21 protein-coding genes are annotated in these 22,511 nt (G+C 57.7%); 1 reads left to right on the forward strand and 20 read right to left on the reverse strand.

Annotated elements, in window-relative coordinates; translation table 11 throughout:
- Window positions 1-110 precede the first annotated feature (110 nt).
- From ispG to GVI59_RS05730, 4 genes are all read right to left on the reverse strand, one after another.
- Window positions 111-1,271, reverse strand: coding sequence for a flavodoxin-dependent (E)-4-hydroxy-3-methylbut-2-enyl-diphosphate synthase (ispG, locus tag GVI59_RS05715; RefSeq protein ID WP_173573349.1), 1,161 nt, complete (start codon window positions 1,269-1,271; stop codon window positions 111-113).
- A gap of 170 nt (window positions 1,272-1,441) precedes the next feature.
- The gene (locus GVI59_RS05720) at window positions 1,442-2,728 is read right to left on the reverse strand and encodes a helix-turn-helix domain-containing protein (protein WP_173573350.1); all 1,287 of its coding nucleotides are present in this window, start codon (window positions 2,726-2,728) and stop codon (window positions 1,442-1,444) included.
- Window positions 2,729-3,811, reverse strand: a complete 1,083-nt coding sequence (locus GVI59_RS05725; RefSeq protein WP_173573351.1) for an NAD(P)H-dependent flavin oxidoreductase — start codon at window positions 3,809-3,811, stop codon at window positions 2,729-2,731.
- 20 nt (window positions 3,812-3,831) lie between these two features.
- Window positions 3,832-5,085: an aspartate kinase gene (locus GVI59_RS05730; protein ID WP_173573551.1), complete on the reverse strand. Its 1,254-nt coding sequence runs from the start codon at window positions 5,083-5,085 to the stop codon at window positions 3,832-3,834.
- A gap of 269 nt (window positions 5,086-5,354) precedes the next feature.
- On the opposite strand from GVI59_RS05730, the gene ubiG reads away from it, so the two are divergent.
- Complete coding sequence (ubiG, locus tag GVI59_RS05735; protein ID WP_173573352.1) at window positions 5,355-6,149, forward strand: bifunctional 2-polyprenyl-6-hydroxyphenol methylase/3-demethylubiquinol 3-O-methyltransferase UbiG; 795 nt, start codon at window positions 5,355-5,357, stop codon at window positions 6,147-6,149.
- A gap of 121 nt (window positions 6,150-6,270) precedes the next feature.
- Here ubiG and GVI59_RS05740 read toward each other — a convergent pair whose 3' ends face one another.
- The 16 genes from GVI59_RS05740 to GVI59_RS05815 all read right to left on the reverse strand — a co-directional run bounded on the left by GVI59_RS05740 (window position 6,271) and on the right by GVI59_RS05815 (window position 22,509).
- A complete protein-coding gene (locus GVI59_RS05740) occupies window positions 6,271-7,740 on the reverse strand; it encodes a sugar porter family MFS transporter (protein WP_173573353.1) in 1,470 nt (489 codons plus the stop codon).
- Window positions 7,741-8,090: 350 nt separating this feature from the next.
- The gene (locus GVI59_RS05745) at window positions 8,091-9,308 is read right to left on the reverse strand and encodes an SAM-dependent methyltransferase (protein ID WP_173573354.1); all 1,218 of its coding nucleotides are present in this window, start codon (window positions 9,306-9,308) and stop codon (window positions 8,091-8,093) included.
- Between the two features lie 406 nt (window positions 9,309-9,714).
- Window positions 9,715-10,299 (reverse strand): 50S ribosomal protein L9, encoded by a 585-nt coding sequence (gene rplI, locus GVI59_RS05750; protein ID WP_173573355.1) that lies wholly within the window; start codon window positions 10,297-10,299, stop codon window positions 9,715-9,717.
- Between the two features lie 11 nt (window positions 10,300-10,310).
- Complete coding sequence (rpsR, locus tag GVI59_RS05755; protein ID WP_010668229.1) at window positions 10,311-10,586, reverse strand: 30S ribosomal protein S18; 276 nt, start codon at window positions 10,584-10,586, stop codon at window positions 10,311-10,313.
- A 6-nt stretch (window positions 10,587-10,592) separates the two neighbouring features.
- A complete protein-coding gene (rpsF, locus tag GVI59_RS05760; protein WP_173573356.1) occupies window positions 10,593-11,054 on the reverse strand; it encodes a 30S ribosomal protein S6 in 462 nt (153 codons plus the stop codon).
- Between the two features lie 200 nt (window positions 11,055-11,254).
- The gene (locus tag GVI59_RS05765) at window positions 11,255-11,815 is read right to left on the reverse strand and encodes a GNAT family N-acetyltransferase (protein ID WP_173573357.1); all 561 of its coding nucleotides are present in this window, start codon (window positions 11,813-11,815) and stop codon (window positions 11,255-11,257) included.
- Window positions 11,816-11,819: 4 nt separating this feature from the next.
- Window positions 11,820-13,811, reverse strand: a complete 1,992-nt coding sequence (gene rpoD / locus GVI59_RS05770; protein WP_173573358.1) for an RNA polymerase sigma factor RpoD — start codon at window positions 13,809-13,811, stop codon at window positions 11,820-11,822.
- A 171-nt stretch (window positions 13,812-13,982) separates the two neighbouring features.
- Window positions 13,983-15,848 (reverse strand): DNA primase, encoded by a 1,866-nt coding sequence (gene dnaG / locus GVI59_RS05775; protein WP_173573359.1) that lies wholly within the window; start codon window positions 15,846-15,848, stop codon window positions 13,983-13,985.
- Between the two features lie 11 nt (window positions 15,849-15,859).
- On the reverse strand, window positions 15,860-16,321 hold the full coding sequence (locus tag GVI59_RS05780) for a GatB/YqeY domain-containing protein (RefSeq protein ID WP_173573360.1): 462 nt from the start codon (window positions 16,319-16,321) through the stop codon (window positions 15,860-15,862).
- Between the two features lie 246 nt (window positions 16,322-16,567).
- Window positions 16,568-17,551 (reverse strand): LysR family transcriptional regulator, encoded by a 984-nt coding sequence (locus GVI59_RS05785; protein ID WP_242012968.1) that lies wholly within the window; start codon window positions 17,549-17,551, stop codon window positions 16,568-16,570.
- Window positions 17,541-18,503, reverse strand: a complete 963-nt coding sequence (speB, locus tag GVI59_RS05790) for an agmatinase (protein WP_173573361.1) — start codon at window positions 18,501-18,503, stop codon at window positions 17,541-17,543. The genes GVI59_RS05785 and speB (GVI59_RS05790) overlap by 11 nt, the downstream gene beginning before the upstream one ends.
- On the reverse strand, window positions 18,500-19,450 hold the full coding sequence (gene speB / locus GVI59_RS05795) for an agmatinase (RefSeq protein ID WP_173573362.1): 951 nt from the start codon (window positions 19,448-19,450) through the stop codon (window positions 18,500-18,502). Before speB (GVI59_RS05795) ends, speB (GVI59_RS05790) begins: the two co-directional genes overlap by 4 nt.
- The gene (locus GVI59_RS05800) at window positions 19,447-20,220 is read right to left on the reverse strand and encodes a creatininase (protein ID WP_173573363.1); all 774 of its coding nucleotides are present in this window, start codon (window positions 20,218-20,220) and stop codon (window positions 19,447-19,449) included. Before GVI59_RS05800 ends, speB (GVI59_RS05795) begins: the two co-directional genes overlap by 4 nt.
- Before the next feature lie 31 nt (window positions 20,221-20,251).
- Window positions 20,252-20,929 carry an SDR family NAD(P)-dependent oxidoreductase gene (locus GVI59_RS05805; protein WP_338422072.1) on the reverse strand — a complete coding sequence of 226 codons (678 nt, stop codon included), beginning with the start codon at window positions 20,927-20,929 and terminating at the stop codon, window positions 20,252-20,254.
- A 39-nt stretch (window positions 20,930-20,968) separates the two neighbouring features.
- The gene (locus GVI59_RS05810; RefSeq protein WP_173573365.1) at window positions 20,969-21,724 is read right to left on the reverse strand and encodes an SDR family NAD(P)-dependent oxidoreductase; all 756 of its coding nucleotides are present in this window, start codon (window positions 21,722-21,724) and stop codon (window positions 20,969-20,971) included.
- The gene (locus GVI59_RS05815) at window positions 21,721-22,509 is read right to left on the reverse strand and encodes an ABC transporter ATP-binding protein (protein ID WP_173573366.1); all 789 of its coding nucleotides are present in this window, start codon (window positions 22,507-22,509) and stop codon (window positions 21,721-21,723) included. The genes GVI59_RS05810 and GVI59_RS05815 overlap by 4 nt, the downstream gene beginning before the upstream one ends.
- Window positions 22,510-22,511: the final 2 nt, after the last annotated feature.

Below are 22,511 nucleotides of genomic sequence, written 5' to 3' on the forward strand. Positions count from 1 at the left end.
AAAAATGGCTTCAGGACGCCAGCGGGCCATCAGACAAAAACGCCTGATGGCCGCAAAGGCGTCTCTCATAGACTGTCCCGAAGAAAGAGAGCCTCCGGAACCTGGGTATTTTATTTCGCGCTGGCGAGATCAGGCAGCGGCAGGTCAACACCTTCCGCCTTTTCCTTGGCTTCCTCTGCCTCGATGTTCGCTACACGCTCTTCAACCAGACCCACGATGTGTTCGATCATGTCGTTGGCTGGTACCGTGTGGTCCTGCTTGCCGGACGAATAGACCATGTGACGGCCTGAACCACCGCCGGTCACACCGAGATCGGTCATCAGCGCCTCACCCGGACCATTCACAACGCAACCGATGATGGACAGCGTCAGCGGCGTCTTGATGTGCGCGAGACGATCTTCCAGCGTCTGGACCGTCTGGATGACGTTGAACCCCTGACGGGCGCAGGACGGGCAGGAAATGATCTTCACACCACGGTGACGCAGACCGAGGGACTTGAGGATATCCCAGCCCACCAGCACTTCCTCTTCCGGCTCGGCGGAAAGAGAAACGCGCATCGTGTCGCCCACACCGGCCCACAGGAGATTTCCAAGACCGATGGAGGATTTCACCGTTCCGGCGCGGCGGCTGCCTGCTTCGGTGATGCCAATATGCAGCGGATGATCACACGCATCGGCAAGCTGCTGGTAAGCCGCCACGGCGAGGAAGACATCCGACGCTTTCACGCTGATCTTGAACTCGTGGAAGTCGTGATCCTGAAGGATCTTGGCGTGCTCCAGAGCGCTTTCGACTAGCGCATCGGGGTTAGGCTCACCGTATTTTTCAAGCAGGTGCTTTTCCAGCGAACCGGCGTTCACGCCGATGCGGATGGAGCAGTTATGGTCCTTCGCGGCGTTCACAACCTCACGGACACGCTCGGCGCTGCCGATGTTGCCCGGATTGATACGCAGACAGGCCGCACCGGCTTTCGCAGCCTCAATGGCGCGCTTGTAGTGGAAGTGGATGTCCGCAACGATGGGAACATTCACTTCACGCACGATCTCGTGGAGAGCAGCCGTGCTTTCCTCGTCAGGGCAGGACACGCGCACGATATCCACACCAGCCAGTTCGGCACGACGGATCTGCGCGATCGTCGCCTCGGCATCACTGGTCAGGGTGTTGGTCATCGTCTGGACCGAAATCGGCGCATCACCACCGACCGCGACCTTGCCGACGTGAATCTGACGCGACTTGCGGCGTTCAATATACTGATAGGGCCTGTAGCCACTCATCGTTCAATCCTCCTGTCGGGGCGAAGGTCGAGGCTGAGAAAGGATGCCTCGGTATTGGTGTTCGGGTCTTCCTGCCAAATTTGTCATCCGAAAGCCAGAGCGCAAGCCCTGACCGGGGTGCGTTCCACAGACCGCGGTAAGAACGGGCAGGTCATTTCCTGTAAGGCATATCAACGAGGATCGCCCATAGTCTTCAACTGGCGCGCATTCAGATCATCCGCAGAAAGCTCTTTTGGCTCTGATCTGGGGCGCAACACCCGTGGCTTTACCACAGGTGGCGGAGGAAGGGGAATCGGGGCCTTTTCCTCCGCAGAAACATCATCGCCCGGCACAACGGCTGGAGAAATCGCGGCGTCTCCTGTTTTTGGCGCTAGGGCTGCAATACTGCCATCCCGGATCGCCTCATCGCTGACCGGAACATTGCGTCGGACAGCACCATCCCGCCCCAGCGGCTGGGTGACCACATTGTCGACAGCCAGAACCACACCGCCCGCATTCCCTACGGTCAGAGTGAACGGCGCGCCATCCTTTGGAAACTCCCAGGTCTCCTCCGGCTCCATGATGTGATCATACACCACCTTGCCGTCAGCGCTTTTGACCTGAATCCAGCTTTTGGCCGTCGCCTTGATCTGTGCCGCTTTTAGCTCTGGGGCTCCAGGAGCGTTTTCACCGGTTTCATTGCCAGACGACATCGGCCCCACTGCCCCAGACGCGGAGCCAGCAGACTGCTCAGACGGCATGGTCACTGCTTTTGCGAATTCATCCGCGCTGACATGACTGGACGCGTCAGGCTGCTTCGCCGGAAGAGCAGAAGGTGTGCTGCCGTTCAGCACCGAAGGCGCGGCATCCGGCATCAACGTCGCAATCTGCGGTGACGGCGCGGCTGCGCTGTTCACACCCGGCATCACACTGGCGACGGAAGGCACTTTCTCCAGATGCACCGGTTCATGACCGCCCATTTCATACCAGCCGACATAAGCCAGCACGATGACGAACAGACCTGCCAGCACAAAGGCGCTCGCAGGAACTGTCCTCTCGGGCTCGGGCGTCAGAAATGTCAGCTCAGGTTTTTTCGCGACATTACGGACTTCACGCTTGAAGCGGGCCACCATCGCTTCGGCGGGGAATCCCAGAGCAGCGGCATAAGTGCGCAGAAAGCCCAGTGCATAGGCTCCGGCCGGAATGGTGTCCGCCCGATCATGCTCCAGAGCTTCGAGATAGGATTGTTTGATGCAGAGCCACGCCGCGATATCGGGCAAGGACCAGCCGAGGGTTTCGCGGCGTATTCTGAGCGCATGCCCCACGCCAAGTGACTGAAAGTCGGGCAATGGGACAGACCACGCACGGGAGGCCTCCGCAGCCTGATCAGGATTCTGATCAGGGATCTGCACAGTGTCCTGCGGGTCGTCCTTGCCCATTGTGTCTTCCTCGATTCGCTTCGAGGTCTCCACGTTCATTCACTCTCCTCGACGAGCACTCCGCTGCACCAGAGCGCCGACTGCCTGCTGGACGAGTTCTTCGATGATGTCCTTCACCGGCTGGACGGTCTTTACCATGCCAACCGACTGCCCGGCCATGACCGATCCGGTCTCCACATCACCGTCAATCACGGCGCGACGCAATGCGCCAGCCCAGAAATGCTCGATTTCAAGCTGCGCTTCCTCTTTGGTCAGCTCTTCCGCCTGAAACCGCCGAAGCGTCTCCGACTGATGGGCAAGAAAGTTCTTGCTCCCCTCATTCACCAACCCACGGACAGGGATAACAGGGAATCGGGGATCCAGTTGCACCGAAGTCGTCGCATCACGGGCAGCAGCCCGGATGAAGGCCTGTTTGAACCGTGGGTGCGCGATGCTTTCCTCAGCCGCCGCAAAACGCGTTCCCAGCTGCGCGCCGGACGCCCCCTGCTCCAGAAAACCGACGATCGCATCGCCTCGGGCAATGCCACCGGCCACAAAGACGGGCACATCCTGAATATGCGGCAGAATTTCCTGAGCCAGAACGGTCAGGGAAACCGGGCCGACATGCCCGCCGGCTTCAGCGCCTTCGATCACCAGCGCATCGACGCCCATGCGGATCAGACGTTTGGCCAGAACCAGCGCCGGAGAGAAGGCGACAACCTTTGCTCCACCATCCTTGGCCGTACGGATCGCAGATGACGGAGGGATGCCGCCCGCCAGAACAATGTGACCTACACCAGCCCTGAGACAGACCTGAACCAGATCATCAAGCTGGGGATGCATGGTGATGAGGTTCACGCCGAACGGTCTGCTGGTCAGGCTTTGCGTCGCCGCGATTTCTTTCTCCAGCAGTTCCGGCGTCATGGCGCCACAGGCGATCACCCCGAAGCCACCAGCATTGGAGATCGCCGCGACGAGATTGCGCTCACTCACCCACGACATGGCGCCGCCGAGAATGGCGTATTCAGTGCCCAGAAATGCGGTGCCACGGGACCAGAGCCGATCAAGTTCCCGGCGGGCAGCCTGCATGTCAGGAGCCAGCGTGTCAGAAGGTGCGGCGGTCGTCACAGAATGCTCCGTCATGGCGTCAGAAAATCGACAGCTTACGCTGCGTCGAGCCCATAGGCGGTGTGAAGCGCCCGGATGGCCAGCTCCGCGTAGTCTGCCGGGATCAGCACGGACACCTTGATCTCACTGGTGGAAATAACCTGAATGTTGATCCCGCGCTCCGACAGCGTGCGGAACATCGTGCTGGCGACACCCGCGTGCGAACGCATACCCACACCCACCACGCTGATTTTGACCACGGCGTCGTCCGTGACGACTTCACCATACTGGATGTCCGGACTTGCCGCCTCGATCACCGCCATGGCGCGGGCGAGGTCCGTCTTACTGGTCGTGAATGTCATGTTGGTCATGCCGTCCTCGCCCGTGCTCTGGACGATCATGTCGACATTGATGCTGTTCTCGGACAGAGGACCGAAGATGGCGGCGGCGATACCGGGACGATCCGGAATGCGGCGCATCGAGATCCTGGCTTCGTCGCGGGAATAAGCGATGCCTGTAACGAGTTCCTGTTCCACGATTTCGTCCTCATCAACCACAAGCGACCCGGGCAGGTGGCCATTTTCTGCGGGAGCTTCTTCAGCGAAGCTGGAAAGCACCTGCACACGCACGCGCTCTTTCATGGCGAGTTCGACACTGCGGGTCTGCAGCACCTTCGCGCCGACGGATGCCAGTTCCAGCATCTCTTCATAAGTGATCTTGGCGAGTTTGCGGGCCTTCGGCACGATCCGCGGATCGGTCGTGTAGACACCGTCCACGTCCGTATAGATGTCGCAGCGGTCCGCCTTGACGGCTGCCGCAATGGCCACGGCGGACGTATCCGACCCGCCACGTCCGAGCGTTGTCACGCGTCCTTCCGGGGACACGCCCTGGAACCCGGCGATAACAGGCACCTGCCCTGCCTTCATGCAGGAAGAAAGCCCTTCGCCATCGATGGAGTCGATACGGGCTTTGCCGTGTGCGCTATCGGTCCGGATGGGAACCTGCCACCCCTGCCAGGACCGCGCGTTCACGCCGAGCGCCTGCAAGGCGATCGCGAGCAGACCGCTGGTGACTTCCTCACCCGTTGCGACTACCGCATCATATTCACGCGGATCGTAAAGCGGTGACAGGCTTTCACAGAAACCGACCAGCTTGTTCGTTTCTCCGGACATGGCGGAGACGACCACCGCCACTTCGCAACCGGCGTTGACCTGCGCCTGAACCCGCTTGGCGACCGCACGGATCCGATCGAGGTCGCCGACTGACGTGCCGCCGAACTTCATGACGATCCGTGGTGGAGTGCGCTCCATGATCTGACCTGTCTCCATCCCCCGTCCGTGCGGAGGCCTGCTCTTTTCACGCAGGCGTCCAGATGCCAGAAACGCCACCTGAACCCTGCGTGTCTTGTGTTATCTCTTACGTTCGACGAATGGACTGTCTGTGTACACCGGGAGTTGCCGATACGTATCAGCAACCATTCCCCTGCATGACCAGCCATTGCCAACGCGTGCAAGCCGCGTCACATAACCTCGCCCTTGGCTTACGTCCAGCCGGGAACGCAGTTGAAAGGTGTCGTTTCATGCATTCTGCTCATGACAGTGACTGGCAGACAACAGAGCCGGAAACAGCAACCGGACAGGCCAATGCTTCGGCTGCCTCTGTTTCTCCTGAAGAAATCGCCCGTTTCAGCGCGATCGCCCGGGAATGGTGGGACCCGACCGGACCAATGCGTCCATTGCATGCCATGAACCCCCTCCGCATCGGCTGGATTGACCGCCACCTGCCCCTGAGAAGCAGAAAACAGTCGCCGTTGACCGTGCTCGACCTCGGATGCGGCGCAGGCCTGGCCAGCGAGGCTCTGGCCAAGACAGGTCATGACGTGCTGGGCATGGACGCGTCGGCCGAAGGCATTGCTGCTGCCCGCAGACATCTTGAAGACAATCCGCTCCCTGCCGGGTCCGGCTCCCTCGCCTACCGCGTCGGCAGCGCTGAAGCGCTTGTGGCTGAAGGCGTGACGTTTGACGCCGTTGTGGCTCTTGAAATCATCGAGCACGTCACGGACCCGACTGCTTTCATGTCGATGCTCGCCAGTCTGGTGAAACCGGGCGGCTGGGTGTTTGTCTCCACGATGAACCGCACCGCTCGCGCCTTTGCCTTCGCAAAAGTCGGGGCGGAATACATCATGCGGCTTCTTCCTGTCGGCACGCATGACTGGCGCAAATTCGTGATGCCGTCCGAACTGGGACATTACGGGCGTCAGGCAGGCCTCAGGCTGGAGGATATTGCCGGCATGACCCCTTCCCTGCTGGGCGACAGCTGGCGGGAAAGCCGTGATCTGGGCGTGAATTATATCGCGGCGTTTACGCGGGGCTGACTGGCTCGCAGAAGCATCCCGTCGGGACTTCCTTCAAGAGTTATCAGCAATTGAGCTTTTCAATGGACTGTCACTTTCAGACCGAAAAAGCGACAGTCCATTAACGCGACCAGAAGAAACCTCAGACGACTTTATGCTCCAGCATCGCATTCTTATCGGCTGCGATATTCAGCAAGGACTCTTTCCTGCCTGACACCCCCTCCTCGTCCGAGAAATGGTTTTTCAGATAGGTCTCCAGTTGCTCAAGTGTGCGACCTTTGGTTTCCGGCAGAAAGCGTGCCACAACTGCCAGCGAGATGGCATTAATGACGGCAAAGGCAAAAAATGTTCCCGGACCGATTGCATGAAGAAGAACGGGAAACAGAAAAGCAACCGTCGCATTGAAAAGCCACTGTGCTGACACGGACAATCCCGTGAGAGCGCCACGCACACGCATTGGAAACAGCTCTGACATCAGCAGCCAGTAAAGTGGCGACACCATCATCTGGATAAACAGCAGAGCAAAAAGAATGAAGCCCAGCGCGACAAAGCTCTCAATTGGCGATCCATGCAGGAACAGAAGCGTTGCACCCAGACCCACATGCGCAAGCACGACACCAGCCAACCCGCACATCAATGTAAGACGGCGCGGAAAACGTCCGATCATCCACAATGCGGCGAATGTCGCTCCGACCGCAACAAGACCATTGCCGATTGTCGCAATCAGGGTGGCCTGCACACCCAGACCAGTTTCCCTGAGAATGATCGGCGTGAAATACATGAAGGCGTTCACACCCGTGAACTGCGCGACAAAACCGAGACTGATTCCAAGCATCAGCAGCCGCCGCATCCAGACTTCACTCAGCGCCTGCCGCCAACCCACCTGCTCGGTTTCCTGATCGACCTGCATGCCGATGGCGGTCAGTTCCTTACGGACCTGTTTGTCTGACGACCGGATGAGCGTCAGAACTTCTTCAGCTTCTTCAATCCGACCATGACTGGCCAGCCAGCGAGGCGAACGGGGAACAAAGATCAGCCCCACCCCCAGCAGAACAGCAGGCACGGCTGCAATCATCAGCATTGTGCGCCAGATTTCCGGAGACCCAGAAAATCTGGCTAGCAATGCGCTGAGAACGTAGGCAACAAGCTGCCCGGTCACGATCATCATTTCATTCTGACTGACCAGCCGGCCGCGTCTGCCTGGAGGCGCCATTTCCGAGATGAACATCGGCACGAGAGCCGACGCACCGCCCACTGCGAAACCGAGAACAAAACGCATCAGGGTCATGAAAGCAATTGATGGAGCCAGCGCAGTTCCGATCGCTCCCATCATGAAAACAACGGAAAGCCCCATAAGACTGTCACGCCGCCCAAAGCGGTCGGCCAGATTGCCACAAAGCAGAGAACCGAAGGCAGCGCCTACAACCAGAGAAGATGTCACCAGCCCCTCTGTCAGCGGTGTCAGTCCGAGACCGCCCTCTGAAACAGGATGCTGCATGAACGGCAAAGCGCCCGCTATGACACCAGTATCATAGCCGAACGCCAGCGCACCCATCGTTGCGACAACAACAATTTTTGTAATCAGCCTATCTGCTTCGCTTCGCTCTCTCATATGGCAAGCATCGATCTTTCGGTCGATTTCCCTGAAAATTTACACACGGTAATGCTCGGGCAATGTGAGCGATCAAAGTTTGAAACATTCCGGCCGTTCAGAAGTTTCCCGTCCAATCAGCCAACAATTGGCACAAATGATTTACAGAAATGGATTTTTCGCTGATCATAAAAAGGGATTATAAAAATCAAACAGGTACGGAAAATACCACAATCACGAAATCTTTATCGCTGTATAGCAGCGATCATCTCATAAAGAGGAAAAAGAAATTCCAATCTTTTTCGTTCTATTCATAATTTTCAGTATTATTGTAAATACTACATCAAAAGCGAGCATAAAGCTCGCTCTCTCTATTTCACTGATCTTTCAGCTTCAAACATGTAATCGCGCGTTAATGGGACCGCACGGATGTCGCGGGTCAGCTGGATCTGAAAATTCATGTGACCCTGCACCTCAAAGGAAAGCTCTGCTCCCGCAAGGTAGAATTCGAACATGCGGCAGAAGCGCTCATCATACAGAGCCTTGGCGTTTTCACGCTGCTCCGCAAAACGCTTCCTCCAGATGGATATCGTTTTTGCGTAGTGTAATCTTAGGATTTCACAATCCGTTACCCACAGTCCTGTCTTTTCAATCGCAGAGAATGTTTCGCTCAGACTGGGTGAATAACCACCAGGGAAGATATATTTATCAATCCAGGGATTGGTCGTCCCCGGCTCATCACTGCGGCCGATGGAATGCAGGAGCGCCACACCATCGTCTTTCAGGCATTCCCGAACTTTCCTGAAAAATGCCTGATAATGTCCAATTCCGACATGCTCGAACATGCCGACAGACACGATCCGGTCATACCGTGTCTGAACATGCCTGTAATCAAGCAGTTCAAATCTGACCCGATTTGAAAGACCCGCTTCCTGCGCCCTTTCACGAGCTATTTTCAGTTGTTCGACCGAGAGCGTGACGCCGGTCACCGTCGCCCCGTAATCCCGGGCCAGCGTCAGCGCCATACCGCCCCAGCCACACCCTATATCGAGCACTTCCAGTCCCGGCCGGTCGAGCAGAAGCTTTGAGGCTATATGACGTTTTTTAGCCTCCTGTGCTTCGTCCAGCGTTTCCTTTCCTGTCCGGAAATAAGCACAGGAATACTGACGATCCTTGTCCAGAAACAGATCATACAGGCGCGTATCGAGGTCATAATGATGCGCGACGTTCTTGCGTGACCGACTCTCCGGATTGAACTGAATCCAGCTACGCCTTGCATAACGTGTCGTCGCGGAAATCGCTTCGCCAATATGACCGCCCGGCTTCATGGCGTTGATCATCATGACATTCAGCAGATCGTAGAGCGTGCAGTCATCGGGTTGCAGGCCACCATCCATATAGGCTTCGCCAAACCCCAGACCCGGATTGAGCAGAAGACGTTTCTCAGCTTCCACACTTGTGAAACGAAGCGCTGCGTGCGGACCTGCCTGAGCGCCCCTGAAGAGAGCCGAAGATCCATCGGCAAAGACAACGCCCAGAGAACCAACCGAAATAAAGCGTCGAAGGAGAATATTAAGTAGGCTCTTCATGCGTCGTCTCTCCCAAAACAAAATGTCCGGTTGTAACTACCACGCTCATATCCCGAACAGGTTGGTTTTCTTATATCTTATCTCGATCTGACACATGCATCCGATCTGTTTTTCTATCACGACAGAAAAGATATTGTCTCAGAAAGGAAGACGCAGGCTTTGAGGGATGAGATATTCCGCGCCCCGTCTCGCAGCCCTTCATGGCGTCTCTCAAGACTTTTCAAACCAGAGGCTTGCCAACAAAATATAATCTCAAATTTGTCTTTCAAAATGACGATACGCGCCAGTTATGGGGTTCGCGCAGAGCCCTGAAAGAGCTTTTACAAACCATATAAACGTCAAAAAAAGGGCCGGGATGGTCAAACCATCCCGGCCCTTTTCAGGATTCCGAATAAGACAGAAAGTCTTATGCAGAGGCTTCTTCTTCAGCCGGAGCCTCAGAAACAGTCTCTTCCTCGACGAGTTCGAGAACGGGTGTCTCTTCCTCTTCTTCCTCGGCGCCGATCACTTCACCGCGTGCCTGACGCTCGGCCTCTTCAACCGTACGGGCCACGTTGACGCGAACGGAGATGGAGACTTCCGGGTGCAGTGCGACGCGGACGTCATACAGACCCAGAGACTTGATCGGGTGCGGGAGGAACACCTGATTACGGGTGATCGTCAGACCAGCCTCGGTTGTCGCCTGAGCGATGTCACGGGTGGAGACGGAACCATACAGGTTGCCGCCGTCACCAGCCTGACGGATCAGAACGACCGACAGACCTTCCATACGCTCGGAAAGGCGCTCGGCCTCTTCACGACGCTTGACGTTCTGAGCCTCAAGCTGGATGCGCTCGCGCTCGAAGCGCTCACGGTTCGCAGCATTGGCGCGAATCGCCTTGCCCTGTGGCAGGAGGAAGTTACGGGCATAACCCGGCTTCACCTTCACAAGGTCGCCCATCTGGCCGAGATGCTCGACGCGCTGGAGCAGGATAACTTCAGTTGCAGCCATGATCTTCTCCCTCAGCCCACAACATAGGGCAGCAGGGCAAGGAAGCGGGCGCGCTTGATGGCCTGAGCCAGTTCACGCTGCTTCTTCGCGGACACGGCCGTGATACGGCTAGGGACGATCTTGCCACGCTCCGAGAGGAAGCGGCTCAGCAGACGGACGTCCTTGTAGTCGATCTTCGGCGCGTTCGGCCCGGAGAACGGGCAAGCCTTGCGACGACGGTAGAACGGGCGGCGCGCACCAACGGCAACGCGACGGGCACCCGGATTGATTTCGTTGCTTTCGGACATTCGACCTTACTCCGCTGCGGCTTCGGCGTTCTCTTCACGAGCGCGATATTCTTCGCGATCGTCATAAGAACGACGTGAGGAACGACCGCTTTCAAAGCGACCGGACGGCTTCGGACCACGGAAGCCACGCTCGCCACGGTCGTCACCCTTGCGGGACAGAACCGGAGACGGGTTCTCGTCGATTTCCTCAACACGCAGCGTCAGAACGCGCAGGATGTCTTCGTTGAGGCTGAGCTGACGCTCAACTTCACGCAGCGTCTCAGGCTTCGCCTCAAGACCGAGGAGCATGTAATGGCCCTTGCGGTTCTTCTTGATGCGGTAAGCGAGTGAACGCAGACCCCAGTATTCCTGCTTCTTGATGGAGCCGCCGTCTGCCTCAAGGAGACCCTTGATCATTTCGGCAATTGCTTCAACCTGCTGCTGGTTGATGTCATTACGTGCGATAAGCACGGTTTCGTACAATGGCATGCAGTCCCTCCGGATTGCTTCAACCCAAACACTGCGGACCGTTCCGGCAATGCTGCGTGGCGGGAAAGCCTTGAACGCACGGGTATAGCCGGACACGATGCCACGCGCCCGGCAGGGAAGAGGGGCGATCAAACACGACTGGGTCTGAAAAGCAAGTTTTTTCGCACTTTCATCAGCTTTTTCCACCGACGAACGAACAGTCAGAGCCTGGTCAGATGCTCCGGGACAGGCAAATCCAGACGGAGGGGAATATCCCACTCCTCCCTGACAACACCCAGAACCCGAAAACCGATTGCCAGATAGGACGGCAGGGCGCGCCGGTGATCCGCCGTGCAGGTATTGACCGTCACACGGAACGGACTGGCGGACCACGCCATGTCCACGGCCTGCGACAGAAAGGCGCGTCCTATTCCTCGGCCAATCATATCCGGCACAAGGCCAAAGTAGGCGAGATTGACCGTCCTGTGCGGCTGTAACTCAAACTCGAAAAAACCACGGACGACGCCGTGCTCTTTCAACAGAAAGAATGACCGCCGTGGCTCGGCAAGAATGGCCGCCAGTTCTCCATCGGATTTAACCCGACGCATCCACCAGCAATGCTTTCCGCCTACTTCCCTGTGCAACTGACGATACAGCGTGACAGTCGGCGCATGTTCCTGCTCGATCCGGAAACCCGACGGCAGAGCCATTGCCGGAAATCTCGGGGGGTGGATCATCTCCAGAAAGGTGACGTCCACCAGAACCCGATCAACAGGCTCCATAGTCTCAGTTGTCGTCGAGGAACGACCGGAGTTTGCGGCTGCGGCTCGGATGCTTGAGCTTGCGGAGCGCCTTGGCTTCGATCTGACGGATACGTTCGCGGGTCACGTTGAACTGCTGCCCGACTTCTTCCAGCGTGTGATCGGTGTTCATGCCGATGCCGAAGCGCATACGCAGGACACGCTCTTCACGCGGCGTAAGAGAGGCGAGCACACGGGTTGTCGCTTCACGCAGATTGGTCTGGATGGCGGCGTCCAGCGGAATGATGGCCGTCTTGTCCTCGATGAAATCACCGAGATGGCTGTCTTCCTCGTCACCAATCGGTGTTTCGAGTGAGATCGGCTCCTTGGCGATCTTGAGAACCTTGCGCACCTTCTCCAGCGGCATACCGAGCTTTTCGGCCAGTTCTTCCGGCGCGGGCTCACGACCGATCTCATGCAGCATCTGCCGCGAGGTGCGGACCAGCTTGTTGATCGTCTCGATCATGTGGACCGGGATACGGATCGTACGGGCCTGATCCGCAATGGAGCGCGTGATGGCCTGACGGATCCACCATGTGGCGTAAGTGGAGAACTTGTAGCCGCGACGATACTCGAACTTGTCCACCGCCTTCATCAGGCCGATGTTGCCTTCCTGAATCAGATCGAGGAACTGAAGACCACGGTTGGTATATTTCTTGGCGATGGAGATCACGAGACGCAGATTGGCCTCGATCATCTCCTTCTTGGCGCGGGCTGAATCACGCTCGCCACGGGCGACAGTGGCATAGACGCGACGGAATTCACCAACGGACAGACCAGTGTCCTGCGCCAGTTCGGCAACCTGCGTCCGCAGGTTATTCATCGTGTCCGTGTGCTTCGTAACAAGGTTTTTCCACCCCTTACCCGGAAGCGTCGTGATCATGTCCATCCAGCCCGGCTCAAGCTCGTGGCCACGATATTTCAGCAGGAAGTCGTCACGGGAGACTTTGCAGCTTTCCGCCAGCCGGAGCATCCTGCCTTCAAAGGCGTTCAGGCTCTGGAACAGCTCCTTGAGCTGCATGACCAGTTCTTCGATCCGGTTGTTGTGCAGATGGACCTGCTCAACTTTCGCCACCAGCTCCAGTCGAAGCTTCTGATAGTCAGCTTCGATCTTGTCGGTGGTTTCTTCACCCGCCACAAGCGCTTCAAGACGCTTGTCCTGCATTTTCTGCAGCTTCTCATAAAGCGGCTCGATCTCATCGAACTGCACAAGAATGTCGGGCTTCAGCTTTTCTTCGAGAGCAGACAGGGAAAGACCACTGCCTTCCCCTTCAGCACCGTCGACTTCCTCTGCTTCCTCAGCATCATCCGTCTCGTCTTCGCTGTTCTCTTCGCCGTCTTCACCCTCGGCTGGAACGCCTTCCGGGCCGTTCTGGTCAGCCTGCATGGCTTCAAGATCGACAATATCACGCAGCAGCATGTCGCCGACCTTGAGGCGCTCATGCCACGAGATGATGGCGCGGAAAGTAAGCGGACTCTCGCAGAGCCCACCGATCATCTCGTTCCGGCCAGCCTCGATGCGCTTGGCGATGGCGATTTCGCCCTCACGCGAGAGGAGTTCGACCGACCCCATCTCACGCAGGTACATCCGGACCGGATCATCGGTGCGACCAAGGTTTTCGCTGACATTGCCGGTAGCACTTTCCGTGCCGGCCTCGGCTTCAGCCTCTTCTTCCTCGGCTTCCTCTTCCTCACCCTCGGCGGTCTTTTCAGCCGGAGTCTCGGTCTCGTCGTTATCTTCGTTTTCTACGACCTGAATGCCCATCTCGGAGAGAATGGCCATGACGTCCTCGATCTGCTCGGAAGACATCTGATCCTGAGGCAGAACCGCATTCAGCTCATCAAACGTGATGTAACCACGCTCGCGGCCCTTGGCTATCAGACGTTTAACGGCGCCGGAGCGGGTGTCGAGGAGTGCGTTATCTCCGTCCTGTTCACCAGACGTGGTGCTCGTCCCGGCTGCAGTCTTAGTCGCCATCCCTGGATAGTCTCCCTCTGCTCGCTTCCTGCAGAAGGAAGACAAGACAGCTCAATGCATACATAAAGAATTAGGCAGCGTGGAGGTGGTCGATCCAACTCCGGAAGTCAAGGCCGCTTCATCAACAAACAGGCAAGTTATCTGTGCGTTGCATCTGCAACACACGATTTCTCAACTGAACCCGTCCTCCATCCGCCGCAACGCCGCCAGCGCGTCGATTCGGGATTTCAGCCTGTCCCACTCTTCGGGGTCCATCCCATTCCTCGTCCAGGCCTCGGTATCCCGCACCACATCGGCCTCAAACTCCGAGCGATTGACGTTAGCATAAAAATGCCACCATTGCATTTCCGGCGTCTCGTCAGCGGTCGCCGGATCGGGGTCGCGGTCTGCTGTCGGGCTACAGGAAGCCCTGATTACAGTCTCAGCCTTCTCACTCAACCCCTGAACCGCCAAAACCTGCATCAGTCTTGCATGTATATCTTCCGGATGAAACTGTCCTTCGGCATCCAGATCGTCTTCCACAAACATCATGATCGCGGAGCGCAGATCGGTCAGGTCCTTCGGTAACGTCAGACGACACCACGCATCCCCGACGCGATCAGCCAGCCACGGATAGCGCAGCACCAGATCCGTAAGCTTCTCCAGACTACCCCGATCACCGCTAAAGGGTGTCTCCGCCCGCGCCCCCAGACTGATGTCGGGGAGAGCAGGACCGCCCTTCCCTGATCGACCTCCACCATATGCAGGGCGCTTCTGTCGATAGGTCTGAAAAAATCTGTCGAGGAGTGTAGAGCGATATTCACCACCGAGCGTCTTGTCCTCGATCTTCGCGGCGGCCTGCGTAAGGCGACTACGGAGAGCAGCGCGCTGCTCCGGTGTCGGTTGCGCGGGCGTGCCTTCGGAAAGAAGATCGAAAAGCATGTCGGCCAGAGGACGGGCCTGCGCGAACAGTCCAGCGACAGCGTCCAGTCCTCGTCGCTGAAGGAGACTGTCGGGATCCTCGCCTTCGGGAAGCAGGCAGATACGCAGGCCTCGATCGGCGGAGATGAGAGGAAGCGCGGTCTCGGCTGCACGAACGGCGGCGCGACGACCTGCGGGATCACCGTCAAAGCAGAGGATGGGCGACGGAGTAGCCTGCCAGAGAATTTCGAGCTGCTCGGGCGTCATGGCGGTGCCGAGCGGGGCGACGGCGCCGTGGAAGCCTGCCTGATGGAGCGCGATAACGTCCATATAACCTTCAACGACGAGCGCCTCGACCGGTGGCGCGCCTCTGGGGCGGGCGGCGCGGAGGGCTGCACGGGCGCGGTCGAAGCCGAACAGGAGGCGGCGCTTGGAGTAGAGCGCGGTTTCGGGACCGTTGAGGTATTTGGGCTGGCCGTCGCCGAGGATGCGGCCGCCGAAGGAGACGAGGTCGCCGCGGCGGTCGCGGATGGGGAAGGTCACGCGGTTCCAGAACAACTCGCCTTTGGGGCGTCCCTGCTCATCAAGGCGCATGAGGCCAGCTTCGGCCATGGCTTCCGGAGTGATGCCCTGCGGCTTGAGGGCATCCACGAGGGCGTTGCGGCGGTCGCTGGCCCAACCGAGACCAAAGGCGGCGATGGTCTCGTCGGTGAGGCCGCGTCGGCGGAGGTAGTCTAGGCCGGGGCGTCCGGCGGGCTGGTGCAGGTCGTGGGCGTAGATGCGCTGCGCGGCTTCGAGCACGTCGCCAAGGGTTTTCTGGCGGGCGGCTTCCTCGCGGGCCTGAGGGCTGGGTTTGGGAACGCTGAGTCCCGCCTCCCCGGCGAGGGTTTCCACAGCTTCAGGAAAGCCCTTCCCTTCAATCTGCATGACGAAGGAGATGGCGTCACCGTGCGCGCCGCATCCGAAGCAGTGGAAATGGTCGTCGTAGACGTAGAAGGACGGGGTTTTCTCGCCGTGGAAGGGGCAGCACCCCTTCCAGTTTCGGCCAGAGCGCGTGAGCTTGACGCGACGAGCGATCAGGGGCGCAAGTGGGGTTCTCGCGCGGAGTTCGTCGAGGAAGGCGGCGTCAAGGCTCATGCGACCATGATTTAGGCGGAGAGAGCGGCCTTGACGAGACCATTTGCACGGCCGAGGTCGAGGGATGCGCCGAATTTGGATTTCAGGGCGCCCATGACCTTGCCCATGTCCTTCATGGTTGTTGCGCCAGCCTCAGCGATGGCGGCTTCGACAGCGGCCTTCAGCGCGGCTTCGTCCATTTCCGGCGGCAGGAATTCGCGAATGACTTCGATTTCGTGCTGTTCCTTTTCGGCAAGGTCTTCCCGACCACCTTCAAGGTACATTTTCACTGATTCCTGCCGCGACTTGACCATGCTGCGGAGCGTAGAGGTGATGTCGTCATCCGAGAGCGCCTCCTTGCCCTGCCCGCGCGCAGCGATGTCGGCATCCTTGATTTTCGCGCCAATCATGCGGAGCGTGGTGACGCGCTCTTTCTGACCGGCCTTCATGGCAGTCTTCGTTTCGTCAGCGATGCGGGCACGGATATCGGTCATGGCACGAGCCTCCAATAGAGTGGATCAGATGCAGGGGGTGTCTCCCTTATTCGCAGGCTGGTCAAGCCAAACTGGTTCAAGGCAGCCTGCCTTCCGGACGCGCTTTCCAAGGTAGAGGCCTATGCCTCACACTCACCTGACAGCAAGCGCATCTGAAACAGGGATTTGAATAGCACCCAAATTATCAGGCTATAGAAGGATAAATTTACAAAAACAGATCATTTAACCAATTACAAATTCAGATATTCACTTACCAATACGGCTTCCTTTTATGATCTCGTCGACGAACATATTTATTATTCTGTTTTTCTCATCTATCGTTCTAAACGCCACATAATGCTTTGATGAAAATTTATATATATCACGCTTGATGGCCCGCATCTGCTTACTTCTGACATAAGGAAGCGCTGCCTGCTCAGGCAGAAATCCGATGAAACTTCCTGACAGAATCATCATCAGTTGCGCCTCCATATGCACAATGCTGCCACTGGCGCGTGGATGCCGGATACGCTGAAGATCCTCAAGCTTGCGATAGGCCCTTACGGAAAACCGGGCCTGATCAATCATGTCTTTCGAAATATCAGCATCTTTTGTGCCAAAGAACGGATGCTGGTTGCCGCAATATAAAGCGTGCGGCTCCTCACAAAGCTCCACATACTGCACGCCGGGAGCGTGACGGGCGAAAGGCCCCACCACGACATCGCGCGTTCCGTCCGCCACCTGAAGCTCAAGATCCTGCGGCACCCCCAATCGCAGATCAATATGGATATTGGGGATTTGAGCCACCACGCGCGCCAATACATGCTGAAGCGCCATCTCAGGACTATTTATGATTCCTCCGATTGTGCCAATCCGCAGTCTCCCCCCCAATTCAGTTGGAGCCTGACTGATCCGGGATTGGAAAGTGTCGATACTTTCAAAAAGATCCTGAATTGCCTCGACTGTCTCCTCCCCCAGAGGCGTCAGTCGAAAGCCCTTGCGCCCCCGAAGACACAGCGCGCCGCCCAGTCGCTGCTCCAGCGCGGCCAGATGGGTGCTCAATGTGGACTGGCTGAGATTGAGGGTTATCTGGGCAGCCGAAAAGCTGCCCGTTTCTGCGAGTGTCGCAAAAACCCGCAAGAGGCGCAGATCAATATTGTCGAACCGCCGCATCCTCGTAGCGCCAGGAGCAGCCTGCTTTTTTGGGGCAGGCGGGAGGGAATGCGCCGATGGAGGGCGTTTAGGACTCATGCTTCCTGAAATACAGGATGCGTCCGATAAAATTAAGCAGCAATTGCGCCGCCAGTATGGGCGTTATTTTGGCAGGATCGTAATCGGGCGCGACCTCCACCAGATCAATCCCGGCGACATGGCCTCTTTCCGCCAGAGCCGCAAGCAGTTCCAGTATTTCATAATACAGGAAGCCACCATGACTTGGCGTGCCTGTTCCGGGAGCAATGGATGGGTCGAAAGCATCAATGTCGATGGAAAGATAATAGTTCACACCAGCAGGAATACGTTCAAGCAGGGCTTCCAGCCCCATCTTGCGCACCTGTCGCACGCTGAGAATATCCGAGCCGAACTCCCGCGCATCTTCATATCCTTCGCGCGCTGTGGAAGACACGTTACGGATACCGATCTGCGTCATGCCGGTGATGTAAGACTGTTCTGCGGCACGACGCATCGGATTACCGTGACCATGACGAACCCCCTGCCGCTCATCCACGAAGTCGAGATGTGCATCGATCTGGATAAGATGCATCGGGGGTTGATCATCGAACGCCCGGATGCAGGGGATGTTGATGGAATGATCGCCACCCAGCACGATCGGTAGCGCCCCCGCGGCCAGGATGGCGCGAACACCTGCTTCAATGTTCGCGTGGCTCCGCTCCGTATCCGTATGCACGATATCGGCATCGCCTATATCGACAATGCGCCCTCCGGTTCCATCAAGATAAACCCGGTCATCTTCATGATCGTAGGCACCGGCATGGCCGAAGGCGAAGAGGGTCGAAGCCTCCCGAATGCTGCGGGGACCAAAGCGGGTTCCACTGCGCCACTGGGTGCCGCAGTCGAAAGGCGCGCCCATGATGGCGACGTCCGCATCGATGGCGGACCAGTCCGTCTGTATCGGATATTTTCCGAAGCTGCATATGCCGACAAAAGGCAGATCAAGGCGGCCGCTGTCGTAGCCGTTTTTCATGCCTTCTCTCCTGCCGCGACAGCACAAAGCAGCTCAAACATCATGGTCGCACCGGCAAGAGATGTAATGCCTCCTACATCGAATGGGGGAGACACCTCCACGACATCGGCGCCAATGATATCGAGACCATTGAGACCGCGGACCATCTTCTGTGCTTCACGCATCAGAAAACCTCCAGCTTCCGGCGTGCCTGTGCCTGGAGCAACCGAAGGATCAAGACAGTCAATATCGAACGACACATAAACGGGGCCGTCACCTACGCGCTCACGAATGGCGCGGATGATGCCGTCCGGCCCAAGGTCCACCGCCTCATCCATGAGGATCAGGCGGAACCCGGCTTCACGAGCGAAATCGTAATCCGTTGGAGAATACAGCGAGCCGCGCAGACCGATCTGAAGCGTCCGGCTGCTGTCGATCAGCCCCTCCTCCACCGCACGCCGGAAAGGAGTGCCGTGAGTATAACGGTTTTTCCCGAAATAGGCGTCACCGGTGTCGGTATGACTGTCGAAGTGGATCAGCCCGACAGGACGCTCAGCCGCAAGGCCACGCAGGATAGGCAAACTGACAAGATGGTCGCCACCCGCCGTGATGGGCACCGCACCTGCGGCCGCAATGGCAGCGTAATGCGCGGTGATCATGTCCAGACACTCCGTCACATTGAACGGATTGACCGGGCAATCTCCGATATCAGCCACATTAAGCGACTGATATGGAGCGATCCCGTTGGCATTGACCTGCCGCATCATGGACGAGGCGTTCCGCATTTCACGCGGACCATGGCGCGCACCGGAACGGTTGGTTGTGCCGCCGTCATAGGGAATACCAGTAAAAACGACGTCATACCCATCAGCGCTGCTGGCCAGCGGGAGACGCATGAAGGTCGGCACCCCTGCAAAACGGGGCACCTGACTGGCGTCGATCACATGGGTTTCACCGTGATGCGTCATAGTCCGAACTCCTTGCTGATGGCTTCCGCCAACAGACGTGTGTGATCATCCATCAGCCACTGCCCTTTTTCGGCCGTGGAACCCTGCGCTCTGGCCAGCACGCCGGAGGGAGGAACAAAATCCGCTCGCAGCGGCCAGCGGTCATAGGGTGGGAATGTAGCGGGTCCGTCATTGGGGACCTTGTTCATATCAACCAGATCGTCGCGCACGAGCAGCATCAGCGAAGTTTCGAGCAGGCTTGCATGCTCAAGTTCCGTGCCGGGAAATCCTTCCGGAAACAGACGATCAAGCGTCGCGCGTTCGACGAAATCCCAGTATTCCAGACGCATGGCGGTGAGACCTTCGATCCCGTCGCGTCGGACATCACGCATGGCGAGATCGAGACCTTCCACGGCAGGCCATGCATTTTCGAAATGACCGTTCACGAGAACGATCCGTTTGACACCATGATGCGCCAGCCGACACACGATATCGCGGATGACGAGGGTGAGCGTATTGGCATCCAGCCCGATTGTGCCGGGAAAATGCTCGCCACCGCCTGAACGGGGCTGCGATTTGTAGCCGTAAGGCAGCGTCGGGGCGACCAGCCCGCCCACCTTTTCCGCCACACGTTCGGCGACGGCCGTGGGAAGGACCTGATCAACATTCAGCGGCAGATGCGGGCCGTGCTGTTCCGTGGCGCCGATCGGCAGGAACACCACGGGATTCTCCGCCACACGGGCAGCGAAATCTGGCCATGTGAGTTCAGCAAGTTTGACAGTTCTGGACATGATGGACTGAAGCCTCCTAACGGAAAGCAGGTCAGTGCATGGCGGCGCCGCCATCCACGTTAAGGCACTGGCCGGTGATGAAGGATGCGTCCTCAGACGCGAGAAAGAGAGCAACCCGGGCAATTTCCTCAGGTCGTCCGATGCGCCCCAGCGGATTGGAAAGATCCTGAGCCTGTGTGGCGGCATCCTGCTGGGCGAAATTCAGCAGTGGTGTATCGACTGGTCCGGGCGCGATGGCGTTCACCCGGATGCGGGGCGCAAGTTCACGCGCCCATGAACGCGTCATCGACAGGGTCGCTCCCTTGGTTGCGCAGTACGCCGAAGCCCCGGCACGTCCGAGATAGGCCAATTCGGACGCGATATTGAGAATACAGCTACCTTCACCCATGAACGGCAGAGCGCACTGTGTGACCAGAAAGGGCGCGCGCAGATTGACTGCCAGCGTAAGATCGAGTGCTTCACTGGTTAAATCCTGAAGCGTTTCTTCGATCATGATACCAGCGCAGTTGACCAGAACGTCGATCCGGTTTTCCAGATGCGCCGCGGCGTTCCTGACGCCTTTTTGCAGAGCTGCGACATCTGTCAGATCGACTTCCAGACCATCAAGCCCCTCAACAGGTGCTTTACGATCCAGGCCGATCACATTGGCCCCAGCCACTGACCACGCCTGCGCAATGGCAAGCCCGATCCCTGACGAAGCTCCTGTCACAAGAACATGCTGATGTGAGGACTGTATTTTCATTGGAACCTACAGGGGATATTCGCCGCGATCGATCTGGATCGTCTGGCCGGTGATGCTTGCTGCGAGGGGAGACGCAAGAAACAGATAGGTATCCGCCACATCCGACGCCGTCATGAGGCCCGGAAGAGCCTGAGCTGCGATAATGTCGTTCAGACAGCCATCTTCGCTTTTCCCGCTCCGTTCCGACATCGTCGCCAGAGAGCGCATGGCGGCCTCCGTGCGCACCCAGCCCGGCGCTACGGCATTGACGCGAATACCCTGCGCCCCAAGCTCAAGCGCCCAGGTTTTTGTCAGACCGATGATGGCGTGTTTGGAAGCGACATAGGCGCCAAAAAGCGGCTCCGCTACACGGCCCCAGATCGACGCCGTGTTGATGACAGCCCCCCCAGCCCGCATGAGAGGACGCACCAGACGCGTGACATGATAGGTGCCGACGACATTGGTGTGGATGACCCGCTCAAACATCGCGACGGTTTCGGCGTCCTGACTCTCCAGCGGGGTCAGCCGTTCAAGCCCGGCATTATTGATCAGCACGTCGATCGGTCCGTGATCGCGCAACCCTTCAGCTATGGCAGACGCGTTTCCGATATCTGCTTTTACAGCCTTCCCACTGAGAGAGGCGGCCACATCGAAAATCGCATCGTCGTTAGCGAGAAGTGTCAGGGATGCCCCTGCGCGCGCGAAAGCCTGCGCCACGCCGAGGCCGATCCCCCGGCTTGCTCCCGTGATGAAAACGGACTTTTTCGAAAAATCCATCATCATGCAGCAACCGCCTTCACCTGGCGTCCTCGCAGACGATGCAGGATCTCCGTACGCAGGTGGAAAAACCGCTCACTGTCTCGCACGGTTTCGTTTCTCTCCGCACCTATCAGGGAAGTCACATCGATATCCGCGATAACATGAGCCGGACGAGATCCGAATACGATGATCCGATCAGCAAGGAAAACGGCTTCCTCAACATCATGCGTAACGAAGATCGTGGTCTTTCCAGAATTTTTCTGAATTTTCCGGAGTTCGAACTGAAGATCCTCGCGCAGATTGGCGTCCAGTGCACCGAAAGGTTCATCCATCAGCAGCACATCCGGATCGGCGGCAAGGGTTCGGGCGATGGCGACACGTTGACGCATCCCGCCAGAAATGCGCGAAGGATAACTTGTGGCGAAGTCGCCAAGCCCGACCAGTTTCAGGAAATGTTCCGCACGGTCCTTTTTCTGGCCGAATGAAAGGTCTTTGCGGAAACGCATGCCGAATTCAATATTCTTGCGGACAGTCAGCCATGGAAAAGAAGAATAGGACTGAAACACCATGCCACGCCGGATATCCGGCTCACCTACAGGCCTTCCCTGAAGCAGAATCTCCCCGGAAGTCGGCGTATCAAGACCACCGATCATCCGCATGAGCGTGGTCTTTCCGCATCCGGAGGGACCGAGAAAGACCGTGAACTGACCTGCAGGAATGGAAAGATTGAATGGTTCCTGCACAACCGGAACGTCTCCGAAGAATTTCGTGACATTTCGGAACTGGAGATAGGGAGAAATCTGTTCCATGT

Origin of the sequence: Acetobacter sicerae (assembly GCF_011516765.1) — a bacterium.
In the GTDB taxonomy this organism is placed as follows: domain Bacteria; phylum Pseudomonadota; class Alphaproteobacteria; order Acetobacterales; family Acetobacteraceae; genus Acetobacter; species Acetobacter sicerae.